Here is a 23,011-nt window from a genome sequence, read left to right as displayed (position 1 = left end):
GCACCCGCGTTCCGTCGGCGGCCCCGCCCGGGGTACCGGGCCGGGGACGCCGTACGGGGGAACGGCACGGCGGGCCACCAGGTCACCGGCAGCCGCTCGGGCATCCACTTGCGGCGGGCCACCAGGTCCGGCGGCCGCGCAAAGGCCCGCTTGCGGGCTACCAGGTCACCGGCAGCCGCTCCGGTATCCGCTTCATGAATCCGGTGCGCCAGACCAGTTGGCCGGGGGGCACGGCGAGCGCGAGCTGTGGCATCCGGTCGAGCAGGACCTCCAGGGCGATGCGGGCGTGGGCGCGGCCGAGCGCGGTGGCGGGGCAGTAGTGGGCGCCGCCACCGAAGGAGAGGTGGTCGGCGGTGTTGTCACGGTGCGGGTCGAAGCGGTGCGGGTCGGGGAACTTGGCCGGGTCGAGGTTGGCGCCCTCCACCAGCACCAGGACGAGTTCGCCCCGGCGCACTTCGACGTCCCCCAGCCGGACGTCCTCCAGGGCCAGGCGCGGCAGGGCGTCGCCGATGGAGAGGTTGACCCGCAGCAGTTCCTCCACCCCCGCGCCGGTCAGGTCGGGGCGGTCCCTGAGGAGGTCGCGGGCGATGGGGTGGGTCAGCAGGTGGACCAGGGCCATGGCGAGGAAGCCCGAGGTGGAGATGGTTCCGGCGCCGAACATGGTGACGCCGACGGTGGCCAGCATCTCGTCGGTCAGGTGCGCGTAGCCGGGGTCGTCGCGCAGGGCGGCCAGTTCGCCCATCAGGCCGTGCGTCGCCGGGTCGTCGAGCAGGGCCGTCATCCGGGCGATGTCCCGGTCCCAGTTGATCCGGGCACCGGTGACCGGGCACGCGGAGTTCATGAAGGCGATGTCGAGGCTGCGCAGGAAGGCCGGGGCCTCGCTCTGCGGGATACCCAGGAGCCGGCAGTGCATGCCCGCCGAGTAGGGCTCGCAGAACGCCCCGCGCAGGTCGGCCGTGGGGCCGTCGGCCAGCATCAGGTCCACCAGGCGGTGGGCCTCTTCGCGCATCCACTCCATCAGGCCCGGCGCCTTGGGGTTGAGCGCCTTCATCACCGCGCGGCGCAGCCCGGCCCCGGCGATGTTGCCCATGTTGTTCACGACCTCGGGCGGGATCGTGAGCGCGTACTGCCGGGGCACACCGGGTGCGGAGGTGTCCTTCAGGGAGAACCGGTCGTCCTTCAGGACCTGGGCGCACAGTTCGTACGACGACACCAGCCAGGCCTCGTCGCCGGCGATGGTCCGCACGCGCCGTACGGGGGTGGCGGCGCGCAGTTCCGCCACCTCGGCGGGCACGCGCGTGCCGTCCCAGGAGAACGGGAAGTCGGGCAGGGGCCGGTGGTCGGCGCGGATGCCGGGGGCGGTGGTCATGCCACGGCTCCTTCCAGGGCGGTCGGGGTGACGATGGCGTGACCCTGGTTGCGGGAGGCGCGCAGGCCGGCACCGCGTGAGTACAGCAGTTCGGCCATCGGCAGCAGCTGGTGATAGCAGTTGAGCGAGGAGGGCACCTTGAGGATGGCGGGGGTGTCCAGGAACAGCGGCGCCTCGGCGCACACGTATTCCAGGCACACGGCCTGCTGCCGCTCGGTGGGCACCTCGCCACGAGCGGCGAGGAAACGATTCACCAGAGCGTCGCAGACGGCCCGGAAGGCCCCGTCGGACGCCAGTCGCGCCTGCAGTTCGCGGTGGATCTCCTGATAGGCGGGGTTGGTGCGGAATTCCGACATCGGGTGCCAGTCCAGCCGCAGCCCGTGCGGGTCGGCCGCCGACACCGCGTCACGCACCTTGGCGCGGACGCCTCTCAGATTCTTCACGGCCTTGCGGCGGGCCTCGTCGGGTGGATAGCCGGAAGCCTCGTACATCTCGGCCACGTACAGGTCGGTGTAGACGAAGTCGACCCTGTCGAAGTGGTCCAGTCCCCAGCGGGCGAGCTCGTGCAGGCGTCGGGCGGAAAAGTAGCTGTTGCCCGGGGACACGCCGATCACGGCATGCGCACCCTCGCCGAGAATGATCTCGCAGTGGGAAGTGTAGGGCTGGACTTCGAAGACGTCGGCCATCAGCACGGATGCTGTGGTCACGGGGAAGATCCTCCGCCGCGCGCAAGTCCCGTGGGGCCCTGTGCCCCTGGTGTGGCCACGCGGCGCCCTCACGCTAGTCGTACGAGATCAGCACGGGTAGTAACTGCCGGGGTTTGGCCGAAAAGCGTCGTAGTAACGGTCGAAGGGCGCCGCGGCGGGGTCCGGTCCCGGCCGTACGCTGGGGGCGTGGCCGACCGAGACGAGGATCCAGGGCAGGCGGCGTCCCGGCTCACCGGGCGCCCGGTCACCGGCGCCAGGGCGGCGCACGGACGGCCGACCGAAGTGACGCTGGACGACGGGACGACGGTGATGGTCAAGCCCGACGGCGTCCCGGGGGCGGTCCGCGCCGAGGCGGCCGGACTGCGCTGGCTGGCGGCGGCGGACGCGGTCGCGGTACCGGCGGTGCTCGGGCACGACGAGCACTGGCTGGTGACCGAGCGGGTGCCGACCGGGCACCCCGACCCGGCGGCGGCGCACCGTTTCGGCCGGGCGCTGGCCGCCCTGCACTCGGCCGGCGCGCCGCACTTCGGAGCACCGCCCCCCGGCGGCCCCGAGGACGCCTGCATCGGCCTCGCCCCCATGCGCAACACGCCGGCCCCCGACTGGCCGGACTGGCCCGGCTGGTACGGCGAGCAGCGCGTGCTGCCGTATGTGCGCGGCGCGGTCGACCGTGGCACGCTCCGCCCGGCCGAGGCGGGCGTGTTCGAACGGGTCTGCGCACGGCTGCCGGAGCTGGCGGGGCCCGCCGAGCCGCCCGCCCGGCTGCACGGCGACCTCTGGAACGGGAACGTGCTGTGGGGCGCCGACGGCGAGGTCCGGCTGATCGACCCGGCCGCGCACGGCGGCCACCGGGAGACGGACCTGGCCATGCTGCAGCTGTTCGGCTGCCCCCACCTGGACCGGGTCCTCGCCGGGTACGAGGAGACGGCACCGACGGCCGCCGGCCGGCGTGAGCGGGTCGGGGTGCACCAGCTCTTCCCCCTGCTGGTGCACGCGGTGCTGTTCGGGCGGGGTTACGCGGAGCAGGCCCTGGCGGTGGCGCGCGAGGCGCTGGCGAGGTGACCGGCCGGCCGGGCGCCCGCTGACGCACGGCATCGATCCCACCGGCGGCATCGGCGCGTCGGCGTCGGCGCGTCGGGGTCGGCGTCAGCGTCGGGGTCGGCGTCGGCTGTGATGTCCGACACTTCGTCATGTGTCATGCAGGCGCGCCGCCCACCCTCACAGCAGGACGACGTTTCGTTGTCGCCCGTCTGCGGCACCCTCGCGGCGACTCCTCCACACCGCCATCACGCAGAGTAAGGAAACCATTCACCCGTTCGATTCGTATAAGGACGTGAAAGCCGAATCAGGGAGAGACCATGCAACCGTTCACGCTCAACTACGCGCGGCCAGCAGTGCAGTTGGACGTCACCACTCCGTATGCATACGACTCCGGACTGCAGTTGAACGTCCTCCCGGACGGGCGGATCGCCGCCACCGACCACGCGACCTTGAGAGCACTCGGAACGACGACGTCGACCGCCGGTTCCAAGACGCACTTCGACGACTGAAGCGTGGGCCTTGGAAGATGACCGTGCTCATCCTGACCAGTGAAGAGGACGTGACGGCGGACATGGTGGTCCTCCGGCTGGGCGAGGCAGGCGTGCCCGTCGTCCGGCTCGACCCCGCCGATCTCACCCATGGGGTGTCACTGTCGGGCGAATTCGTGCAGGGCGCCCACCGCGCGCATCTGTCCGTCGGCGGACGCCTGGTGAGCCTGAGCGGACTGCGCTCCGTGTGGGTGCGCAGACCCGGGAACGCGGCCGCCCGCGCGGCCCAGCCGTCCGCATGGCTGACGGAGGAGTCGGCGCAGGCGCTGTACGGCATGCTGCGCGCCACCGAGGCGCGCTGGATGAACCACCCGGACGCCGCCCGCCGCGCCCGCCACAAGCCCTGGCAGCTGCACCTGGCCCAGCACTGCGGCCTGGCGGTGCCCGCCACGCTGATCACGACGTTCCCGCAGGCGGCGCGGGAGTTCGCGGAGCGATTCCCGGATCTGGTGGTCAAGCCCGTCTCCGGTGCGCATCCGCAGGAGCCGCCCCGTGCGGTGCCGACCACCCGGGTCCCGCCGGACGCCGACTTCTCGGCGGTGGCGTTCGGCCCGACGCTGCTGCAGCGGCGGGTGCCCAAGCGGGCCGACATCCGGCTCACCGCCGTCGGCGACACCCTGCTGGCGGCGCGCAAGCCCGTCGACCCGGACGCCCGGCCGGAGGACGTGGACGTCCGCTTCGCCCCGTCGGTCTCCCCCTGGCAGCCGGCGGACGTGCCCCCACGGGTCGCCGAGAGCGTGCTGCACTACCTGGGCGACGCCTCACTGGCCTACGGGGCGTTCGACTTCGCGGAGGACGCCGACGGGATCTGGTGGTTCCTGGAATGCAACCAGTCGGGCCAGTTCGGATTCATCGAGATGGACACCGGACAGCCGATCGCCGCCACCATCGCCGGCTGGCTCGCCGGGCCTGCGGACACGGTCCGCACGTGCCCGGAGGGCGATCGGAGCGCGGCATCCTGAGGCCGCCCCCGACGACTTGCGGGCAACGTTGTGAGACGGCGGACAAGACATGCGGCGCAGCCTCTCCGGGGCTGCGGGGAACGGCTCGCGGCACGGCATGACGAGGCCGCGGGGAACGGCTCGGAGAAAGGAACGCGACATGCGCATCGGACTGCTGGGGACGGGCCCGTGGGCCCGGACTGCGTACGCTCCCGCTCTCGCCGGGCACACCGGCGTGGAGTTCGCCGGCGTGTGGGGGCGCCGGCCGGCGGCGGCCACCGAGCTGGCGGAGCGGTACGGCGTCGCCGCCCATGCCGACGTGGACGCGCTGCTGGCCGACGTGGACGCGGTGGCGGTGGCCCTGCCGCCGTCCGTACAGGCGGAGCTGGCGGTGCGTGCGGCGCGGGCGGGCCGCCATCTGCTGCTGGACAAGCCGCTGGCGGTGTCGGCCGCCGAGGCGCGGGCCGTCACGGAGGCCGTGGAGCGCGCCGGGGTGGCCTCGGTGGTCTTCTTCACCGCCCGCTTCCAGAAGGAGCCGGACGCCTGGATCGAGGAACAGGCCGCCGTGCCGGGCTGGTTCACGGCCCGTGCACAGTGGCTGGGGTCGGTGTTCACGACCGACAGCCCGTTCGCGGCCTCTCCGTGGCGGCGGGAGAAGGGCGCGCTGTGGGACGTCGGCCCGCACGCCCTGTCGGTGCTGCTGCCGGTACTCGGTGACGTACGACAGGTCGTGGCGGCGGCGCACGGTCCCGCGGACACCGTCCATCTGGTCCTCGACCACGCCACCGGAGCGTCGAGCACCCTCACCCTGAGCCTGTCGGCACCGCCCGCGGCGGCCGGCGCCGATGTGGAGCTCCGGGGCGAGGCGGGGGTGTCGCTCCTGCCGGGCAGCTCCGAGGGAGCGGTCCCCGCGCTCGCCCGTGCCGCCGACTCCCTGGTGGCGGCCGCTCGCACGGGCCGCCCGCACGCCTGTGACGCCGCGTTCGGCCTGCGCGTCACCGAGATCCTCTCGGCGGCGGAGGCCCGGCTGGCGGCCGCCGCCGACCGGGCCTCCGCCGACTGGGCCGGTTCAGACGACTGGGCCGGTTCGGACGACCGGGCCCGTTGACCGGACGGTGGTCATGGCGGCCGTGGCCATCGATATGAGGGTGACCGCGGCGACGGTGGCCGGGAGGGTGGCTGACGGAGACGAACGGTCACGACCGGTTGCCCGCCACGCCGCGGTGCGGTCACCGCACCCTTCGGTACGTCACCCGGCGCCGGGAGCGTGGTCGGCCCAGTAATTGACGCGTTCCCGTACGACGGGGTAGCCGGCCCTGGTGAAGTGCGCGGCCATGGGGAAGTTGCCCTGGTCGGTGGCGGCGGCGATGAACTCGGCTCCGTGTCCGACCAGGAAGTGGGTGCACTCGGCGAGCAGGTCGTAGGCGTACCCGTGGCCGCGCTGTTCCGGCACGACGCCGATGAACCCGATGCACGGTCCGGACGGGTTGCGGGCGGGGATGTGCACGCCGACCGGCTCGCCCCCGGGTGTCCGGGCGATCTGCCACCAGCTGCGCGGGGACGGCATCCAGTGGAAGACGTCGAGTTCCGACTGTGCGGCCAGGTCCACTCCGCCCTGCTCGATGGCCCGGCGGGCGTGTGCGTCCAGGGTGACGGAGTGGATGCGGCGCAGCAGGTCGAAGAAGACGGAGTCGTCCGGTTCCCCGCCGAACACGAGACGCCCGGGTCGCCGGGGCAGGCCGCATTCCGGGGTCCAGCGGTAGAGGAAGCGCTCCACGAGGGGTTCGTAGCCGGCTCCGCGCGCGGCGGCGGCGCGCACTTCGACGGCCGCCCGCAGGCGGGGGTCGTCGCGCCAGCCGGAGGGCAGGTCGAGATCGAGTTCGTCGGGCCGCCAGGGCGCGGTCCGCACGAGTTCGGCTCCTGCCTCCTCCTCCCCCTCGGCCACGTCCAGCCAGTTGATCAGGAGCGGCTCGGTGTCCTCGGGCCGGCCCCACCAGGCGGCGCGGGCCACGGTGCGGCCGTCGCGCCGGGCGATGCGCTGCCAGTCGGGGCGGTAGCGGGTGTGCCGGTGCTTCTCGCGGAAGCCCAGCGGGTCGGGCATGGTGTCGAAAAGGTGCGCACTGCTCTCGTCGAGCGTGCGGATGACCAGGTCGGTCACGGGTCCTCCGGGGTGCGTGCTGCGTTCAGCGGGGAGCGCTCCCGGTCAGACGTGGCACACCCGGGCGACGGGGAGGGGGGAGCGCGGGATGACAGTGGCCATGACACTCCCCTCCTTCCGTCGGTCTCGGGCGTGCGCTCAGACTGTATGCGGACCGCCGCCCGGGACTCCACCGGTTTTTCACCGGCCGCTCCGCGAGTCCCGGCCGGGAGGAGGCCGGGTCGTGGCCGGCGGCGTAGCGTGGGGATGTGGGATCGGTGCGCGGCCCGGGGTCGCGTGGACTACCTGAGGCTCGCGGCTGGTTGCGGGGCGCGCCGCCACCGTGGTGGATCCGGGTGCTGCCCGTGCTGCTGCTCGCCGCGGTGACCACGGCGACGCTGGTGACTTCGCACTCCGCCGATCTCGGTTTCCTGCTGGGTGCCATTCCCCCGCTGGCGGTGCTCTCCTACGGCCCGCTGGCGACCGCGGTCCTCGGCGTGGGCGTGATCGTGGTGCTGAATCTTCCCAGCACCCATCTGAACCGCCCCGGCGACACCGATCTGCTCACCATCGCGTTCGTGGCCGCGCTGAGTGTGTTCGTGTCCTATGTCCGCAGCCACCGGGACGCCCAGCTGGATACGGAGAGGGCGATCGGGGAGGCCGTGCAACGGGCCGTCATGCCGCCGCTGCCGAAGCGGGTCGCGAGCATCGGCTGCGCGGGCTTCTACCGGGCGGCGCAGGACGGGACGCTGGTGGGCGGCGACTTCTTCGACGTGCGGCCGGGTCCCAACGGCGTGCGGGCGGTGATGGGCGACGTCCAGGGGCACGGGCTCTCGGCGATGGCGACGGTGGTGTCGCTGCTGGGGGCGTTCCGGGAGGCCGCCCTCGACCAGCCGGACCTGGAGTCGGTGGCGGCGCGGATGGACCGCAGACTGGGGGTCGACTCGGCGGCCGTGCGGCACGCGGAGCTGTTCGCCACCGGGGTGCTGCTGGAGTTCTCGCCCGACGCGCGCACGGTGCGGGTGGTGGCCTGCGGGCATCCGGCGCCCGTCCTGCTGCGCGCGGGACAGGCGGTGGACGTGTCGGTCGTGCCCGGGCCACCCCTGGGGGTCGGGCTGGTCGGCCTCGATCCGCCGAAGGAGGTCACCGTGGCGATCGGCCCGGGCGACCGGCTGTTCGTGGCGTCCGACGGTGTGTGGGAGGCCCGTGACCCGGCCGGTGCCTTCTATCCGCTGACCGAACGGCTGGCCGCCCTGACCGGCACGGCGACCGCCGAGCTGCCCGACGCGGTCTGGGCGGACCTGAGGCGGCTGCACTACGCGGTCCGGGACGACGCCACCATGCTGGTGCTGGCACCCGAGCCCCCGGTCGCCTGACCTCGGCGCCCGTGGCGGGGGGTGACGGGTGCGCGGCACGAGGCGGCAGGCCCGCGGCGCGAGTGTTCCGGCCGTGGGGCGGGCGTTCCACACCCTCTTCGCCCCGGGCGTGAGGGGTTTCTGCCGACGGGCGCGGCGGGCCGGGCGCTCCTATGCTGAGACGGTCCGGGCTCCGGGGTCCCGCTCACCGCACGGTCTCGTCTCCCGTGCCTGGAGGCAGCCCATGTCCCATGCCACCGCACGTCTGTGCCGAGGGGTCCTGGTCGCCGTGTCGGCGGGGACGTTGCTGGCGCCCCTCGCCGCAGGGGCCGTACCGGCCTCCGTACCGGCCTTCGCCGCCGAGTCGCCCAGCCCGGCTCCCCCGAAGCCGGACGTCCGCGCCCTCACCCCCGATGTCGCACGGCAAGTCGACGCGTCCGTCCGGCGCGTGATGCGGGAGGCGCACGTGCCCGGCGTGACCGTCGGCATCTGGACGCCGGGACAGCCGAGTTACGTCCGCTCGTTCGGAGTCGCCGACAAGGCGAGTGGCCGGAAGATGGCGTCGGACCTGTACACGCGCATCGGCAGCGAGACCAAGACGTTCACCGTGACCGCACTGCTGCAGCTGGTGGACCAGGGCAGGGTCGGCCTGGACGACCCGATCGGCAAGTACATCGGCGGCGTCCCGAACGGCGACCGGATCACCCTGCGCGAGCTGGCCGGCATGCGCAGCGGGCTGTTCAACTACTCCGAGGACGACGGCTTCTTCAAGGCCCTGACGTCCGACCCCGAACGCGCCTTCACCCCACAGCAGTTGCTGGACTACGCCTTCAGGCATCCGGTGCTCTTCGAGCCGGGGCGGAAGTTCTCCTACTCCAACACGAACCTGATCCTGCTCGGCCTGCTGGTGGAGAAGGAGAGCGGTCGGCACCTCGGCGACTACATCAAGCAGCACATCCTCGGTCCGGCCGGCATGAAGGACACCCTCTTCCCGGCGGGCAACGAGTTCCCCGCACCGCACGCGCAGGGCTACACGGACCAGACGGCCGACGGAAGGGTCGCCGACACGACCGACTGGAACCCGTCCTGGGGCTGGGCGGCCGGCGCGATGATCTCGACACTGGACGACCTGCGCATCTGGGCCCGCACCGTCGCCACCGGCCGACTGCCCGACGGCAAGCGCATGATCAGCCCCGCCATGCAGAGGCAGCGGCTCGTCACCCCGCCGACCCCGATCCCGGGCGCCGGGTACGGGCTGGGCATCTTCGACGTGCAGGGGTGGATCGGCCACAACGGCTCCCTGCCGGGGTACGAGTCCCTGACCATCTACCTCCCGGCGACGCGGACCACGCTCGTGGCGCTCCTGAACACCGACATCGGCCACGACGACGAGGAACCCAGCACGCTGATCGGTCGGGCGGTCACGGAGACCGTCTCCCCACGGCACGTCTTCAACCTGCCGGCCGAGCCCGCGGCCAGATGACCCCACGCCGCTTACCGGCGCCCGGCCCGGCGCCTCCGGACAGAGCTCCGCCGACGGCCCGGGGGGGGTGGGGCCGCCGGCGGAGACGCCAGGTCCGGAGCGGGGGGATGCCCCGGACGGCTCAGAGGTCCGATGCCCCGAATCCCGCGCGCTACACACGGGAACTCCGGGACGGACCAGGGATGGCCGGAAACCGACCGCTCGGTCTGATACGGCCCGGCTGCCGGGTCTGCGCCGGCGACGCCGGGCGACGGCATAAGCTCGACGGATGGCGAAGTACTTCGACGTGCACCCCGAGAACCCGCAGCCGCGCAGCATCGCCCAGGTCGCCGACGCGGTGCGCTCGGGAGCACTCATCGCATACCCGACCGATTCCTGCTACGCGCTGGGCTGCCGCCTCGGCAGCCAGGACGGGATGGACCGGATCCGGTCCATCCGCCGTCTGGACGACCGGCACCACTTCACGTTGGTGTGCCGGGACTTCGCGCAGCTGGGCCAGTTCGTGCGGGTGGACAACGACGTGTTCCGGGCGGTGAAGGCGTCGACGCCCGGCAGCTACACCTTCATCCTCCCGGCCACCCGCGAGGTGCCGCGCAGGCTGCTGCACCCGAAGAAGAAGACGGTGGGCGTGCGCATCCCCGACCACGTGGTCACCCAGGCGCTGCTGGCGGAGCTGGGCGAGCCGCTGCTGTCCAGCACGCTGCTGCTGCCGGACGAGGAGGAGCCCCTGACCCAGGGCTGGGAGATCAAGGACCGGCTCGACCACGCGGTCGACGCGGTGGTCGACTCGGGCGACTGCGGTACGGAGCCGACGACGGTGGTCGACTTCTCCGGCGGCGAGGCGGAGATCGTCCGCCGGGGCGCGGGCGACACCAGCCGCTTCGAGTGAGGGCACGGGCCGCCGGGAGCGCCGGGCCGGATCACGCGTGACAGCATGGGCCGGAGCCGGGCGCCGGGAAATCGTCCGGCGCCCGACGCACGTTCCCCAGGGAGGGCCCTTCCCCCATGTCCGATGTACGAGGATCCGCCGTCGACATCCCCACCGGGGACGGCGTCGCCGACTCCTACCTCGTCCACCCCGCCGACGCGCGGCCCCGTCCGGCCGTACTGCTCTACCAGGACGCCTACGGCCTGCGCCGGCACCTGAGGTCGATGGCGGACCGGCTGGCCGCCGCCGGGTACACGGTGCTGGTCCCGAACGTCTTCTACCGCCTCGGCCGGGCCCCGGTCGTCGACCTGCCCGAGTTCATCGACCCGGGTGCCGACCCGTCGATCTGGGAACGGCTCGGCCCGGTCGTGTCGTCGCTGACGCCGGACCTGGTCGAGCGGGACGCGGGCGCCTACCTGCGCTGGCTGGCCGACAGCCCGCTCGCGGCCGACGGGCCGGTCGCGCTGACCGGCTACTGCACGGGCGCCCGGCTCGCCCTGTGGACAGCGGCCGCGTTCCCGGACCGGGTCGCCGCGGCGGCCGGGTTCCACGGCGGACGGCTCGCCACCGACGACGCCGGCAGCCCGCACGTGGGCGCCCCGAACATCACCGCGGAGCTGTACTTCGGCCACGCCGACGACGACCCCTCGCTGCCCCCGGAGCAGATCGCGCGCTTCGAGGAGGCCCTGACCACCGCGGGGGTACGGCACATCTGCGAGGTCTACCCCGGCGCCCACCACGGTTACACGCAGGCGGACACCCCCGCCTACGACCGCGCGGCCGACGAGCGGCACTGGGCCGCACTGCTCGACCTGCTCGCGCGCACGTTCTGACCCGGTTCCCGGCGCCCGCCGCGGGGTGGGCGCCGAGGCCGATCTCGTCCTACTTATTGACATGGACGCACCCCGGCACGAATCTGAGAGCGCTCTCAAACAGGTACGGACCAATTGTCCGTGCGACCCCGACCCCACACGGAGGTGGAGAGTGCCTCAACGGCTCACACGCCCCGCGCTGCCCCTGGCGGCCGCGGCGGCCCTGGTCGGCGGACTCCTCGCGCTCGGCGCGACCGACCGCGCCGAGGCCGCCGTACCCGACACCATCCCCCTGAAGATCACCAACAACTCGGGCCGTTCCGAACCCGTGTACGTCTACGACCTCGGCACCCAGCTGTCCTCGGGACGGCAGGGCTGGGCCGACGCGAACGGCACCTTCCACGCCTGGCCGGCGGGCGGCAACCCGCCGACGCCCGCACCGGACGCGGCGATCCCCGGCCCCGCCGCCGGGCAGTCCAGGACGATCCGCATACCGAAGTTCTCCGGCCGGATCTACTTCTCCTACGGCCGCAAGCTCGACTTCAGGCTCACCACCGGCGGGCTCGTGCAGCCGGCCGTGCAGAACCCCTCGGACCCCAACCGGGACATCCTCTTCAACTGGTCGGAGTACACGCTCAACGACGCCGGGCTGTGGCTCAACAGCACCCAGGTCGACATGTTCTCGGCTCCGTACGCGGTCGGGGTGCAGCGGGCCGACGGCACGGTGAGCACCACCGGGCATCTCAAGTCCGGTGGCTACACGGGCTTCTTCAACGCGCTGCGCGGACAGCCGGGCGGCTGGGCGGGCCTGGTGCAGACGCGTTCCGACGGCACCGTGCTGCGCGCCCTGTCCCCGCTGTACGGCGTGGAGACGGGGGCGTTGCCGGCGAACGTGATGGACGACTACGTGAACCGGGTCTGGCAGAAGTACACGACGTCGACGCTGACCGTCACCCCCTTCGCCGACCAGCCGAACACCAGGTACTTCGGCCGGGTCGCGGGGAACGTCATGAACTTCACCAACTCCTCGGGCGCGGTCGTCACCAGTTTCCAGAAGCCGGACGCGTCCAGCGTGTTCGGCTGCCACAAGCTGCTGGACGCACCCAACGACACCGTGCGCGGCCCCATCTCCCGTACGCTGTGCGCCGGTTTCAACCGCTCGACACTGCTGGTCAACCCCAACCAGCCGGACACCACCTCGGCGAACTTCTACCAGGACCCGGTGACCAACCAGTACGCGCGCAAGATCCACGCGCAGATGGCCGACGGGAAGGCGTACGCGTTCGCCTTCGACGACGTCGGCAATCAGGAGTCGCTGGTGCACGACGGCGGCCCGCAGCAGGCGTATCTGACGCTGGATCCGCTGAGCTGACACGGCAGCGGTCCCGCACCCGGACGTCCGGGTGCGGGACCGCTGTCGTCAGGGCCGGATCAGCTGGTCGTCAGGGCCGTGTCGTCCACGACGAAGCTGGTCTGCAGCGAGGAGTCCTCCACGCCGTTGAACTTCAGCGTGACCGTCTGGCCCGCCAGCGAGGACAGGTCGAAGGTCTTCTGGCTGTAGCCGGCGGCCTTGTTGAGGTTCGAGTAGGTCGCCAGGGTCTTCGAACCGGCGGTCACCGTCAGCTTGTCGTACTGGACGGTGCCGGTGGTCTCCGCGGTGTCGATGTGCAGGTAGAAGGTCAGGCTCGCCTTGCAGCCCGTGGGGATCGTCACCGACTGGGACAGCGTGTCGGTGTGCGAGGAGCCGTAGCCGTCCAGCCACGCCTTGTAGGAGCCGCTGTGGGCCGCCTCGCCGGTGTCGTTGGTGATGACGCCGCTGGTGGCGGTCCAGCCGGTGCTGCCGGACTCGAAGCCGGGGTTGTTCAGCAGCTGCTTGGAGCTGCAGCCGCCGCCGGTCGTGCTGACCGTCCACGCGAAGGTGGCCGTGCCGGTCGCGCCGGTGGAGTCGGTCACCGTCACGGTGGTGTTGTACGAGCCCGCCGTGGTGGGCGTGCCGGAGATCAGGCCGGTCGAGCCGTTGATCGACAGGCCGGCGGGCAGACCGGAGGCGCTGTAGGTCAGCGCGCCGCTGTTGGTGCTGCTCGCCTGGATCTGCAGGTTCACGGCGGTACCGACGGTGGCGGACTGGCTGCCCGGGTTGGTGACCGTCACGCCGTTGGCGGGCGGGTTGATGTGGCCGCCGACGGCGATGCCGGCGAAGGCATTGCCCACCCCGGCGTACTGCGCGGAGTTGGCGCCGTACAGGTCGGTCGCGGCACGCAGCGCGGCGGCGCGGGCGGCGGCGTAGTCGGTGCTGGACGTCATGTAGGTCGTCAGCGCCTTGTACCAGATCTGCAGCGCGGCGGCGCGGCCGATGCCGGTGACGGCGACCCCGTCGGACGTCGGGCTGTTGTAGGTCACGCCGTTGATGACCTTGGTGCCGCTGCCCTCGGACAGCAGGTAGAACATGTGGTTCGCCGGGCCCGAGGAGTAGTGCACGTCGAGGTCGCCGACCCCGTTGTACCAGCTGTCGGCCGAACCGCCGTCCTTGCTCGGCTTGTCCATGTAACGCAGCGGCGAGCCGTCGCCGTTGATGTCGATCTTCTCGCCGACGAGGTAGTCACCGACGTCCTTGGCGTTGTTGGCGTAGAACTCCACGCCCGCCGTGCCGAAGATGTCGGAGGTGGCCTCGTTGAGCCCGCCCGACTCGCCGCTGTACTCCAGGCCCGCGGTGTTGGACGTGACGCCGTGGGTCATCTCGTGACCGGCGACGTCCAGCGAGGTCAGGGCGTGGGTGTTGCCCGAGCCGTCGCCGTAGGTCATGCAGAAGCAGCCGTCGTCCCAGAAGGCGTTGACGTAACCGCTGCTGTAGTGGACGCGGCTGTAGGCGGCGACACCGTCGTTGCGGATGCCGCTGCGGCCGAAGGTGTTCTTGTAGAAGTCCCAGGTCTCCTGTGCGCCGTAGGCGGCGTCGGCGCCGGCGGTCTGGGTGTTGGAGCCGGTCCCGTCGCCCCAGACGTCGTCGGCGTCGGTCATCAGGGTGCCGGTGCCCGAGGTGCCCTTGTTGAGGCTGTAGGTCTTGTGGCCGCCACGCGTGGTGTCGTAGAGCTGGTAAGTCGACCCCGACAGCGTGGTGTTCAGGGTGACCGTGCCGCTGTACTGGGTGTTGCCGGTGCCCGTCCTGACCGCCTGGAACCGGTGCAGCTCCTTGCCGGTGGCGGCGTCGGTGATGACGTGCAGCTTGCTGGGGGTGCCGTCGTCCTGGAAACCGCCGATCACGGTCTCCCAGGCGAGCTTCGGGGTGCCGGTGCCGGCCCAGATCACCTTGCGGGCGCTGTCGGCGGTGGGATTCACGGCCGTGAGGGCCTTCGCCGCCGTGAGGGCCTTGGCCTCGGCGGCCGACCTGGTGACGGTCGCGGCGGTCGAGGCGACCTGGATGCGGTGCTTGTTGTTGTACGTGGTGCTCACGGTTCCCGCGGCCAGGGAGGCGGGCGGGGTGTGCACGACGAGGTCGCCGCCGAGGACGGGGAGGCCGGCGTAGGTGCGCTCGTACCGCGTGTGCACGGTGCCGTCGTTGTCCTTGACGACATCCTTGACGACCAGCTTCTCCTTCGCGCCGAGCCCGAGGGTACGGGCGGTCGCGGTGGTCTGCTGCTGGGCGCTCTTCAACAGCGCCTGGTGCTGGGCCGGGGAGAGCTTGGCCTCCTGGCCGCCGGTGCGCACCGGGGTGGGGTGCGCGGCGGCCGGGTGGGCGGTCGCAGGGACCGCCTGCATGCCGACGGCGAGGAGGGCTGCGGTGGAGACCAGGGCGGCTCCGACCGTGGCCCGCAGGTGACCTCTGTGGGGAAGGGGTCTGTGGGGAAGGCGTCTCACTCGTACTCCTCCTGCTGCGGCCGCCGGGTCGCGGCCGGTGACAGACCGGGCAGACGGGTCTGCTGCCCGGGTGAGCTGAGCTGTGCGGGGGACCGTGATCCGTGCACACACCATGCAGGTGCGGTGTGCCAGGGGGAGAATTCCAGCTCTGACTCGAACATGTCAGTCATTGGAGGTCTTTCGAGGGTTTTCCCTATGCCGCCGGCTTCGGGCGGACCGGGCGTCACCGGTGCCGGCCGGGCCGCCGGCCGGGCCTGAGGTGCTTCGCCGGCAGCCAGGCGGTGCCGGGGTTCGCGCGCCCCGCATCCCGTTCCCGGACGGCGCGTTGTTACGGTGCACCGCGTGTCTGACTCCTCACGCGATACCGCACAGGGCGCCGGCTGGGGCCCGGCCGAACAGGGCGCCTACCGGCAGTTGATGCCCGATCATGTCGAGAAGCTGTCGTGGCTGAACCCGCGGACCCTGTGGGCCGCCCGCAACGGCGTGCTGGCGTCCTGGTTCGGTGATCCCACCGGCCGGACGCGCAGCCGATGGGTCGCGCGGCGGGAGGCCGCGGGGGCACCCGCCGACAAGGTGGTCCGGCACGAGGTCCCGGACCGGTTCTCCTTCATGGTCATCGGGGACACCGGCGAGGGCGACGCCTCGCAGTACGCCGTCGTCCCCGGCTTTCTGAAGGCGGGTCAGGGCACCGAGTTCGCGGTGATCGCGAGCGACGTCAACTATCCCGTGGGCAGGGCCGACGACTACGGCGACAAGTTCTTCCGGCCGTACCAGGGCTATCCGGCGCCCGTGTACGCGATACCGGGCAACCACGACTGGTACGAGGACCTCGGGGCCTTCATGCGCGTCTTCTGCGCCGACACCCCCGCGCTCGACCCCGAGCCCCGTCCCCGCCCGCTCACCCGCGCCTGGTGGCGCTCCCTGCTGTGGCACCGGCCGCGTCCCACGGACGAGCAACGTCTCGCGGCGGCGAGGGCGTTGCGGCCGGCCCCGGCCCAGCAGGCCGAACAGCCCGGCCCCTACTGGGCGATCGACGCCGGGCCGGTGCGGATCGTCGGCATCGACACCGGCCTGCTGGGCACGATCGACGCCCAACAGGGCGCGTGGCTGCGCGAGGTGTCCCGGGGGGCGAGGCCGAAGATCCTGATCACCGGGTCACCGCTGTACGTCGACGGTGAGCACCACCCCTGTCCCGTGGAGGGCGGCGGCACCGTGGACGACATCGTCCGGGCCGCCGAGCATCACTACGTGGCCGCCATCGGCGGTGACATCCACAACTACCAGCGTTATCCGGTCGACGTGGACGGCCGCCTCGTCCAGTACGTCGTCGCGGGCGGCGGCGGCGCCTTCATGCACGCTACGCACACCATCCCACGGGTGTCGGTCGGGGGTGTCACCGAGCGCGACTTCCGCTGCTACCCGCTGCGCGGTGACTCGCTGGCCTTCTACAGCCGCCTCTACGGCCGCCGGCTGCGGCTGCCGCGCCTGTTCGATCTGAGCGAGGCCGCGGCGACCGCGGTCGTCGCCGAACGCCTCGGCATCGAGCCCGGCCGCGCACCGGACGCCGGCGCGCGGGTCACCCGGCGCACCCGGCTCGTCGCGAGCCTCCTCGGCACCGGACGCCGCCCCGAACGCGCCGCCCGCCTCCGGCTGCCGGTGCGCAAGATCTACACGCAGTTGTTCTCGCCGTCCTCGACCACCTACAGCCCGCCGTTCTTCAAGAGCTTCCTGCGCCTGGACGTCACGGCGGACGCGGTCCGGCTGCGCTGCTTCGCCGCGACCGGCAACCGCGCCCAGGAGATCGACCCGCCGGTGGAGGACAAGGTCACCATCCCGCTGTGCTGATCACCCGGTGGTCACACCCGGTGTGCTCATCACGCGGTTGCCGTACCCGGCGGGCCGGCCGGTGCGCCGGCGTTCGCCCGCGCCGTCTCACCAGCGGCCGGGCACGGTCCCGGTGACCGCCTCGGAGGGCCTTCCGTCCACGCCCACGGGCACGTCTCCGGCGAGCATCACGCGGTGCATGATCCGGGGACGGCCCAGGTGGGCGTTGTCGCTCGGGGCGAGATGGACGGTGGCCCGGTTGTCCCAGAAGGCCACGCTGCCGGGCTCCCAGCGGAAGCGGACCGTGTACTCGGGCCGCACCACCTGCTCCAGCAGCATCTCCAGCAGGGCCGCGCTCTCCGGGCGGGAGACGTCCACGATCTGCTCCAGGTAGTAGCCGTTGACGAACAGCACCCGCTCGCCCGTCTCCGGGTGCACCCGCACCAACGGGTGCACGGAGGCGACCTGGTGGTCGAGCAGATGGCGCAGGTAGGCGTCGTCGCCGGGCCGGGGCTGGTAGCCGACGCCGAGCCGGTGTTCGGCGCGCAGGCCGTCCACGAAGGCGCGGACCGGCGCCGACAGCCCGGCGTAGGCGGCGGCCAGGTTGGCCCAGGTGGTGTCACCGCCGTAGGGCGGGACGGTCTCGGCGCGCAGGACGGTCGCGGCCGGCGGGTCGATCCGGGCACCGTGGTCGCAGTGCCAGCCGCGCAGCAGGGTGTGCCGGCGCCGCTGCAGCCACTCCTCGTGCTCCATGCCGAACCGGCCGCCCAGTTCCAGGCGGTCCGCGGTGGTCTCCACCTCCGGGAAGCCGGCCGGTGAGGCGCCGCCCCGCCGGCCGAGGACGACCGGTTCCCCGAAGCGGCGGGCGAAGGCGACATGCCCGGCGTGGTCGAGCCGCTGCCCGCGGAAGAACACCACCTTCCAGCGCAGCACGGCCTGCCGGACCAGGGCCACCACGGCGGGGACCAGCGGCTCCGCGAGGTCGACGCCTGTGATCTCGGCGCCGATGTGCCCGGCGACCGGTTTCACCTCCACGCCGGCCACCTGCTCCGGCCGTTCCGTCCGCCCCGCGGTGGCCCTGTGCGTCGTCATGCGCGCTCCGATGCTCGTCCGGTACCGGTCCACCACAGATCGTGGCACCTGCCCCCCGCGCACGGCGAACCCCGGTGCACGGCACCCAGGACGCGCCGCACCGCCCATGCGGCCCGCCGTCCGCCGCTCGCCCACCCGACCCGTCCTTCGCCCGCCAGCTGCCGTTCGCCCACCCGACCCGTTGTTCACCCGCCGTCCGTCGCTCGGCCCATCCAGCCCGTCGTTCGCCCGCCATCCGCCGCTCGGCTCACCCGACCCGTCGTTCACCCGCCGTCCGCCGCTCGCCCATCCAGCCCGTCGTTCGCCCGGGCGTTCGCGCTTCTCCCCTCACGTCCGGCCGACGGCCACAGCTCTCGCTTCCCGCCCGCCCCGGCGGTGGGCGCGGGGGTGGTTCCGGATGCGGGGCGCGGCGGGGCGCCGGATGATGAGTCCCGGGCGCGCCCGGGACCGGCGGCCGGTTCGGGTGCCCGTCCCTTCCCTGCTGTGCGGCCGATCGGCGGACGATGTGAACGGTGGCCCGACGCGCACACAGGTCCGCATCGCCGTCGTCCTCTTCGCGCTGACCGTGATCGCGGGCGCCGTCGACGCCATCACCTTTCTCGGGCTCGGGCACGCGTTCGCCGCGCTGACGACCGGCAACCTGCTGTTCCTCGGGTTCGGGGTGGTGCAGGCGGGGACGCCGGTCGCCCGGCCCGCCGAGGCCCTCGCCGCCTTCGTGGCCGGGGCCGTCGCCGCCCACCTGGCGGTCACACGGCTGGATCGGCGAGGCCGCCGGTGGTTCGTCCCCGCCCTGTGTCTGGAGGCGGCGACGGTGCTGCTCGCCGGGCTGATCGTGGTGGGCGTGAGCGGTCGGCGCATTCCACCGGAGTCCGCCACGACCATCGCCGTCGCGCTGCTCGCGGCCGCCATGGGATGGCGCAATCGCGTGATGATGCAGGCGAGCATTCCCGACATGCCGACGACGGTCATGCAGATCACCCTGGTCAAGTTTCTCTCGGGCCTGCTGCCGGGCGGTTCGGCCGCCGCCCGGGAGCCGTTGCTGCCGCAGGCACGCCGTCTCGGCACCGTCCTCGGTGTCTTCGCCGGCGGAGTCATCGGCGCCCTGCTGCTGCGCCTGGGGCCCGGCCCCGGCCTGGTGTGCGTCGCGGCGCTGTCGGGCGCCGTCACCGCCGGGTACGCCGTGGCCCGCCGCCGGCGGCCCTCGCCGGAGTCCGCACGTGTGCGGTGACCTGCCGCTCGTCCACGCGTTCCGCTGCGCTGCCGCCCGAGGGGACGTGCGGCTGCCGGGGACGTCCGGCGGCTCGGCGCCGCGGCCACCGGGCTCGACGTGGAAGACCTCCCGGCCGCGCCGGGGCCGTACCCCCTTCCGGTCCGGGGCTCCGGCGACGCCGCCGGCCGGACGCACGGCACGCGGGGCGGGGTCGGCGCGGCGCGGTGTGCGTGCCGGCGGAGGGCGGCGCCGGCTGAGTGCGGTGGTGCGGGGTACCCGGGGCCCGGTGAGGCGGACGACGGAAAGGAGCCGCACGTGGCAGCGGAGGACCGGCTGCGGAAGTACCGCGGCAAGCGAGACTTCGAGCGGACGCGCGAACCGTCGGGCCAGGCGGCCCGGGACGCGGGCGACGAGCCCCGGTTCGTGGTCCAGATCCACGACGCGAGGCGGATGCACTTCGACTTCCGGCTCCAGGTGGACGACGTCCTGAAGTCCTGGTCGATCCCCAAGGGGCCGTCCACCGACCCGGGCGACAAGCGGCTGGCCGTGCCGACCGAGGACCATCCGCTGGACTACGAGAACTTCGAGGGCGTGATCCCCAGGGGCGAGTACGGCGGAGGCACCGTGATCGTGTGGGATCACGGGACCTACGAGCCGCTGAGCCACGACCGCCGGGGGCACCCGGTGGACTTCGCGGAGTCGCTGGAGCGCGGGCACGCGACCTTCCGGCTGCACGGCACGAAGCTGCACGGCGAGTACGCGCTCACCCGCTTCCGCGGCAGCGACGACGAGGACGCCTGGCTGCTGGTGCGCAAGGGCCCGGCGCGGTCGGAGAAGCACGGCACCCCGGATCCCCGGCGGGCCCGCTCGGTGCGCACCGGACGCACCCTCGCCCAGGTCGCGGCCGCCGGCGAGGAGTGACGGCGGTGGCCGGGCCGCTGGACTCCCTGCCCGCGGAGCGGCAGCGGCCGCTGCGACCAGCGCGCCGGGCGCCGACTGACCCGGCTCCGGGACATCGAGGCGTCCGGGGTCGCGGTGACGTACTACCGAGGGTGACCGGCTGCGCTACGTGGGCAAGGTCGGCACCGGCTTCGACCGGCGCACGCTGCTGGAGTCGCGCGAGCGGCTCGACGGGCTGCGCCGGGACGGCTCACCCGTCACCGGGATGGTGCGGGAGTCGCGGGCCGGCTGGACGGAGCCGGAGCCGGTCGCACAGGTCTCGTTCACCGAGTGGACCCGGGACGGGATGCTGCGCCATCCGCGGTTCCTCGGGCTGCGCGAGGACAAGCGGCCACGGGACCTGGTGCGCGTAGCGCCCCGCGGCCTGACCCCTGACCTCCGATCACGCGGCTCCGGCCCCGGCCGGCCTTTCGGTGTCGGGAAGCGGCTGCTCCGCCCAGATCGTCTTGCCGCTGCCCGTCTGCCGGCTGCCCCAGCGCTGGGTGAGCTGGGCGACGAGGAGCAGTCCGCGGCCGCCCTCGTCGTAGGCGTGCGCCCGCCGCAGATGCGGTGAGGTGGAGCTGGCGTCGGAGACCTCGCAGATGAGCGCGCGGTCCCGGATGAGGCGGAGCTGGATGGGCGGAGCACCGTAGCGGATGGCGTTGGTGACGAGTTCGCTGACGACGAGTTCGGTGACGAAGGCGGTCTCCTCCAGGCCCCACTCGGTCAGCAGGTCGCCGGCCGCCTGCCGGAGAACGGCGACCTGGGCGGGGTCGGGCGCGACGTCCCAGGTGGCGATCCGGTCGGCGCCGAGGGCCCGGGTGCGGACGAGCAGCAGGGCGACGTCGTCGCCGGGCTGCACCGGCATGACGGCCTTCAGGACGCTGTCGCACAGGGCTTCGAGGGTGTCCGCGGGTGCGTCGAGGGCCCGGCGCAGGTCGTCGGACGCGCCGGGCCGATCCCGCGCGCGGTCCTCCAGCAGGCCGTCGGTGTAGAGGGCGACGAGGGAGCCCTCGGGAAGTACGAGTTCCGCCGCCTCGAAGGGCAGCCCGCCGACGCCGAGGGGCGGCCCGGCGGTCATGGGGACGAACTCCGCGGTGCCGCCCGGCAGGACGACGGCCGGGGTGGGGTGGCCGGCGGCCGCCATCGACAGGCGGCGGGACACGGGGTCGTAGACGGCGTACAGACAGGTGGCGCCCAGCTCGGCGACTTCGTCGCCGCTGTCGCCGGCGGCCAGGTGGGTGACCAGGTCGTCGAGGTGGGTGAGGAGCTCGTCCGGCGGCAGGTCCACGTCGGCGAGAGTGCGTACGGCCGTGCGCAGCCGGCCCATGGTGGCCGAGGACTGGATGCCGTGACCCACCACGTCGCCCACGACCAGGGCGACCCGGCCGCCGGAGAGCGGGATGACGTCGAACCAGTCGCCGCCCACGCCGGCCAGTGATCCGCACGGCAGATAGCGGTGGGCCACCTCGACCGCGGCCTGCCCGGGCAGGCCCCTCGGGAGCAGGCTGTGCTGGAGGGCCAGCGCGGTGGAGCGTTCACGGGCGAAGCGGCGGGCGTTGTCGATGCAGACGGCGGCCCGGCTGGCGAGTTCCTCGGCGAACACGGCGTCGTCGGGGGCGTAGTCGTCCGGGTGGGTCGAGCGGACGCAGACCGCGACGCCCAGGGTGGTGCCGCGGGCCCGCAGCGGCACCGCGATCATGGAGTGGACGCCCTCCCGGAAAGGCCGGCCCTGGGGCGAGAGCGCGTTGCGCTCGTCGAGCCACTGGACGAACTCGGGCTCGCCGGCCTGGCTGAGCACCGCGTGGCCGGCACGCAGGGCGGTGGCCGGCGGTGAGGGCGACTCGTAGAGATGGGTCTCGTTGATGTGCACGGCCGCACCGGGGTTGCCCGGGCGGCTGGAGCCGTGGGCGACTCGGCGCAGCACGACGGCGCCGTCGGGCATCATCGGCGGCTCGTCCGCGCCGAGCACCCAGTCGAGCAGATCGACGCTGGCGAAGTCGGCGTACCGCGGGAGGAGGAGTTCGATCAGTTCCTCGGCGGTGCGGACCACGTCCAGGGTGGTGCCGATCCCGGTCGCGGCCTCGTTCAGCAGGGCGAGGCGGCGCCGGGCCCAGTACTGCTCGGTGTTGTCGAACGCCGCCATGCCGACGCCCGCCAGCTGGCCCGAGGAGGCGCGCAGCGGCCACATCTCGATGCTCCACAGGTGCTCGCGGTTCAGCGCGGGCGCGCGGGCGAAGCTCTCGTAGCGGACGGGCCGGCCGGTCCCCGCGACCTCGCGGAGATGGCGCAGGTAGCCCCGGTCGGAGTCGGTGCCCTGCACGGTGTCGGAGAAGAACCGCCCCGTCAGAGCTGCCTCGTCCACGCCCATCACCTTGCAGGCGGTGTCGTTGACCAGCAGATAGCGCTGCTGGAGGTCGAAGACCGACATGGACATGGAGGCCTGCTCGAAGGCGCGGGCGGCGAGCAGGGTGTCCGCCGGGGTGGCCGTCACGACGAAGCCGGCCGCCTGTCCGCCGTGCCCGGTGACCGGGCAGGCGGTGAGGGCAAGGTCGACGCGCCGGCCGTCGCGACGGCGCAGGGCGACGGTGCCGGTGCGTGCGGCGAGGATGCCGGGCGGCACGTCCTCGGCCAGCAGGCCCGCGGCCGGCCGGCCGACCACCTCTCCGGCGGGATGTCCGGTGAGCAGCCGCGCGCCCTCGCTCCATCCGGTCACCCTGCCCTGGGCGTCGATGACCGCCACGGCGGCGACATGCTCCATATCTCCCAGGAT

The 23,011-nt window shown here is 73.0% G+C and carries 19 protein-coding genes and 1 pseudogene; 13 read left to right on the top strand and 7 right to left on the bottom strand.

Annotated features, from left to right (window positions below; genetic code table 11):
- Positions 1 to 157 precede the first annotated feature (157 nt).
- Positions 158 to 1,369 (bottom strand): cytochrome P450, encoded by a 1,212-nt coding sequence (locus ACGFT2_RS22515; RefSeq protein WP_393281133.1) that lies wholly within the window; start codon positions 1,367 to 1,369, stop codon positions 158 to 160.
- On the bottom strand, positions 1,366 to 2,076 hold the full coding sequence (locus ACGFT2_RS22510) for a tRNA-dependent cyclodipeptide synthase (protein ID WP_393281132.1): 711 nt from the start codon (positions 2,074 to 2,076) through the stop codon (positions 1,366 to 1,368). Before ACGFT2_RS22510 ends, ACGFT2_RS22515 begins: the two co-directional genes overlap by 4 nt.
- A gap of 186 nt (positions 2,077 to 2,262) precedes the next feature.
- Between ACGFT2_RS22510 and ACGFT2_RS22505 the strand changes: the two genes are divergently transcribed.
- From ACGFT2_RS22505 to ACGFT2_RS22490, 4 genes are all read left to right on the top strand, one after another.
- Positions 2,263 to 3,138, top strand: a complete 876-nt coding sequence (locus ACGFT2_RS22505) for a fructosamine kinase family protein (protein WP_393281130.1) — start codon at positions 2,263 to 2,265, stop codon at positions 3,136 to 3,138.
- Positions 3,139 to 3,434: 296 nt separating this feature from the next.
- Positions 3,435 to 3,626, top strand: coding sequence for a putative ATP-grasp-modified RiPP (gene tgmA, locus ACGFT2_RS22500; RefSeq protein WP_020938095.1), 192 nt, complete (start codon positions 3,435 to 3,437; stop codon positions 3,624 to 3,626).
- A gap of 17 nt (positions 3,627 to 3,643) precedes the next feature.
- The gene (tgmB, locus tag ACGFT2_RS22495) at positions 3,644 to 4,627 is read left to right on the top strand and encodes an ATP-grasp ribosomal peptide maturase (RefSeq protein ID WP_393281128.1); all 984 of its coding nucleotides are present in this window, start codon (positions 3,644 to 3,646) and stop codon (positions 4,625 to 4,627) included.
- Between the two features lie 139 nt (positions 4,628 to 4,766).
- Positions 4,767 to 5,714 (top strand): Gfo/Idh/MocA family protein, encoded by a 948-nt coding sequence (locus tag ACGFT2_RS22490; protein WP_393281126.1) that lies wholly within the window; start codon positions 4,767 to 4,769, stop codon positions 5,712 to 5,714.
- A gap of 141 nt (positions 5,715 to 5,855) precedes the next feature.
- Here ACGFT2_RS22490 and ACGFT2_RS22485 read toward each other — a convergent pair whose 3' ends face one another.
- On the bottom strand, positions 5,856 to 6,764 hold the full coding sequence (locus ACGFT2_RS22485) for a GNAT family N-acetyltransferase (RefSeq protein ID WP_393281124.1): 909 nt from the start codon (positions 6,762 to 6,764) through the stop codon (positions 5,856 to 5,858).
- A gap of 248 nt (positions 6,765 to 7,012) precedes the next feature.
- Here ACGFT2_RS22485 and ACGFT2_RS22480 point away from each other — a divergent pair, with 248 nt between their 5' ends.
- The 5 genes from ACGFT2_RS22480 (at position 7,013) to ACGFT2_RS22460 (ending at position 12,693) form a co-directional block, all read left to right on the top strand.
- Entirely contained in the window at positions 7,013 to 8,119 is a 1,107-nt protein-coding gene (locus ACGFT2_RS22480; RefSeq protein ID WP_393281121.1) for a PP2C family protein-serine/threonine phosphatase, read from the top strand.
- A gap of 223 nt (positions 8,120 to 8,342) precedes the next feature.
- Complete coding sequence (locus tag ACGFT2_RS22475; protein ID WP_393281119.1) at positions 8,343 to 9,581, top strand: serine hydrolase domain-containing protein; 1,239 nt, start codon at positions 8,343 to 8,345, stop codon at positions 9,579 to 9,581.
- Between the two features lie 268 nt (positions 9,582 to 9,849).
- Positions 9,850 to 10,470 (top strand): L-threonylcarbamoyladenylate synthase, encoded by a 621-nt coding sequence (locus ACGFT2_RS22470; protein WP_393281116.1) that lies wholly within the window; start codon positions 9,850 to 9,852, stop codon positions 10,468 to 10,470.
- Positions 10,471 to 10,586: 116 nt separating this feature from the next.
- The gene (locus tag ACGFT2_RS22465; protein WP_393281113.1) at positions 10,587 to 11,342 is read left to right on the top strand and encodes a dienelactone hydrolase family protein; all 756 of its coding nucleotides are present in this window, start codon (positions 10,587 to 10,589) and stop codon (positions 11,340 to 11,342) included.
- Positions 11,343 to 11,493: 151 nt separating this feature from the next.
- The gene (locus tag ACGFT2_RS22460; RefSeq protein WP_393281110.1) at positions 11,494 to 12,693 is read left to right on the top strand and encodes a glycoside hydrolase family 64 protein; all 1,200 of its coding nucleotides are present in this window, start codon (positions 11,494 to 11,496) and stop codon (positions 12,691 to 12,693) included.
- A 59-nt stretch (positions 12,694 to 12,752) separates the two neighbouring features.
- On the opposite strand, the gene ACGFT2_RS22455 is transcribed toward ACGFT2_RS22460, so the two are convergent.
- Both ACGFT2_RS22455 and ACGFT2_RS22450 read right to left on the bottom strand, forming a co-directional pair.
- On the bottom strand, positions 12,753 to 15,074 hold the full coding sequence (locus ACGFT2_RS22455; RefSeq protein ID WP_393281626.1) for a M4 family metallopeptidase: 2,322 nt from the start codon (positions 15,072 to 15,074) through the stop codon (positions 12,753 to 12,755).
- Positions 15,075 to 15,169: 95 nt separating this feature from the next.
- Positions 15,170 to 15,334, bottom strand: a complete 165-nt coding sequence (locus ACGFT2_RS22450) for a hypothetical protein (RefSeq protein WP_393281107.1) — start codon at positions 15,332 to 15,334, stop codon at positions 15,170 to 15,172.
- A 181-nt stretch (positions 15,335 to 15,515) separates the two neighbouring features.
- Here ACGFT2_RS22450 and ACGFT2_RS22445 point away from each other — a divergent pair, with 181 nt between their 5' ends.
- On the top strand, positions 15,516 to 17,018 hold the full coding sequence (locus tag ACGFT2_RS22445) for a metallophosphoesterase family protein (protein ID WP_393281104.1): 1,503 nt from the start codon (positions 15,516 to 15,518) through the stop codon (positions 17,016 to 17,018).
- 87 nt (positions 17,019 to 17,105) lie between these two features.
- Here the strand turns inward: ACGFT2_RS22445 and ACGFT2_RS22440 are convergent, their stop codons facing one another.
- Positions 17,106 to 18,089, bottom strand: coding sequence for a TauD/TfdA dioxygenase family protein (locus ACGFT2_RS22440; RefSeq protein WP_393281101.1), 984 nt, complete (start codon positions 18,087 to 18,089; stop codon positions 17,106 to 17,108).
- Positions 18,090 to 18,552: 463 nt separating this feature from the next.
- On the opposite strand from ACGFT2_RS22440, the gene ACGFT2_RS22435 reads away from it, so the two are divergent.
- The 3 genes and pseudogenes from ACGFT2_RS22435 to ACGFT2_RS22425 form a co-directional block, all read left to right on the top strand.
- Complete coding sequence (locus tag ACGFT2_RS22435) at positions 18,553 to 19,317, top strand: YoaK family protein (protein ID WP_393281099.1); 765 nt, start codon at positions 18,553 to 18,555, stop codon at positions 19,315 to 19,317.
- Positions 19,318 to 19,614: 297 nt separating this feature from the next.
- Positions 19,615 to 20,220: a DNA polymerase ligase N-terminal domain-containing protein gene (locus ACGFT2_RS22430; protein ID WP_393281096.1), complete on the top strand. Its 606-nt coding sequence runs from the start codon at positions 19,615 to 19,617 to the stop codon at positions 20,218 to 20,220.
- Between the two features lie 139 nt (positions 20,221 to 20,359).
- Positions 20,360 to 20,575 (top strand): annotated as a pseudogene (locus tag ACGFT2_RS22425) (ATP-dependent DNA ligase); the annotation flags it as partial.
- A gap of 66 nt (positions 20,576 to 20,641) precedes the next feature.
- Here ACGFT2_RS22425 and ACGFT2_RS22420 read toward each other — a convergent pair.
- A complete protein-coding gene (locus ACGFT2_RS22420; protein ID WP_393281093.1) occupies positions 20,642 to 22,999 on the bottom strand; it encodes a SpoIIE family protein phosphatase in 2,358 nt (785 codons plus the stop codon).
- Between the last annotated feature and the right edge of the window lie 12 nt (positions 23,000 to 23,011).

This window comes from Streptomyces sp. NPDC048514, from assembly GCF_043199955.1.
Lineage (GTDB): Bacteria > Actinomycetota > Actinomycetes > Streptomycetales > Streptomycetaceae > Streptomyces.
The sequence above is the reverse complement of the archived record's forward strand: the minus strand, read 5'-3'. Positions and strand labels throughout refer to the sequence as shown.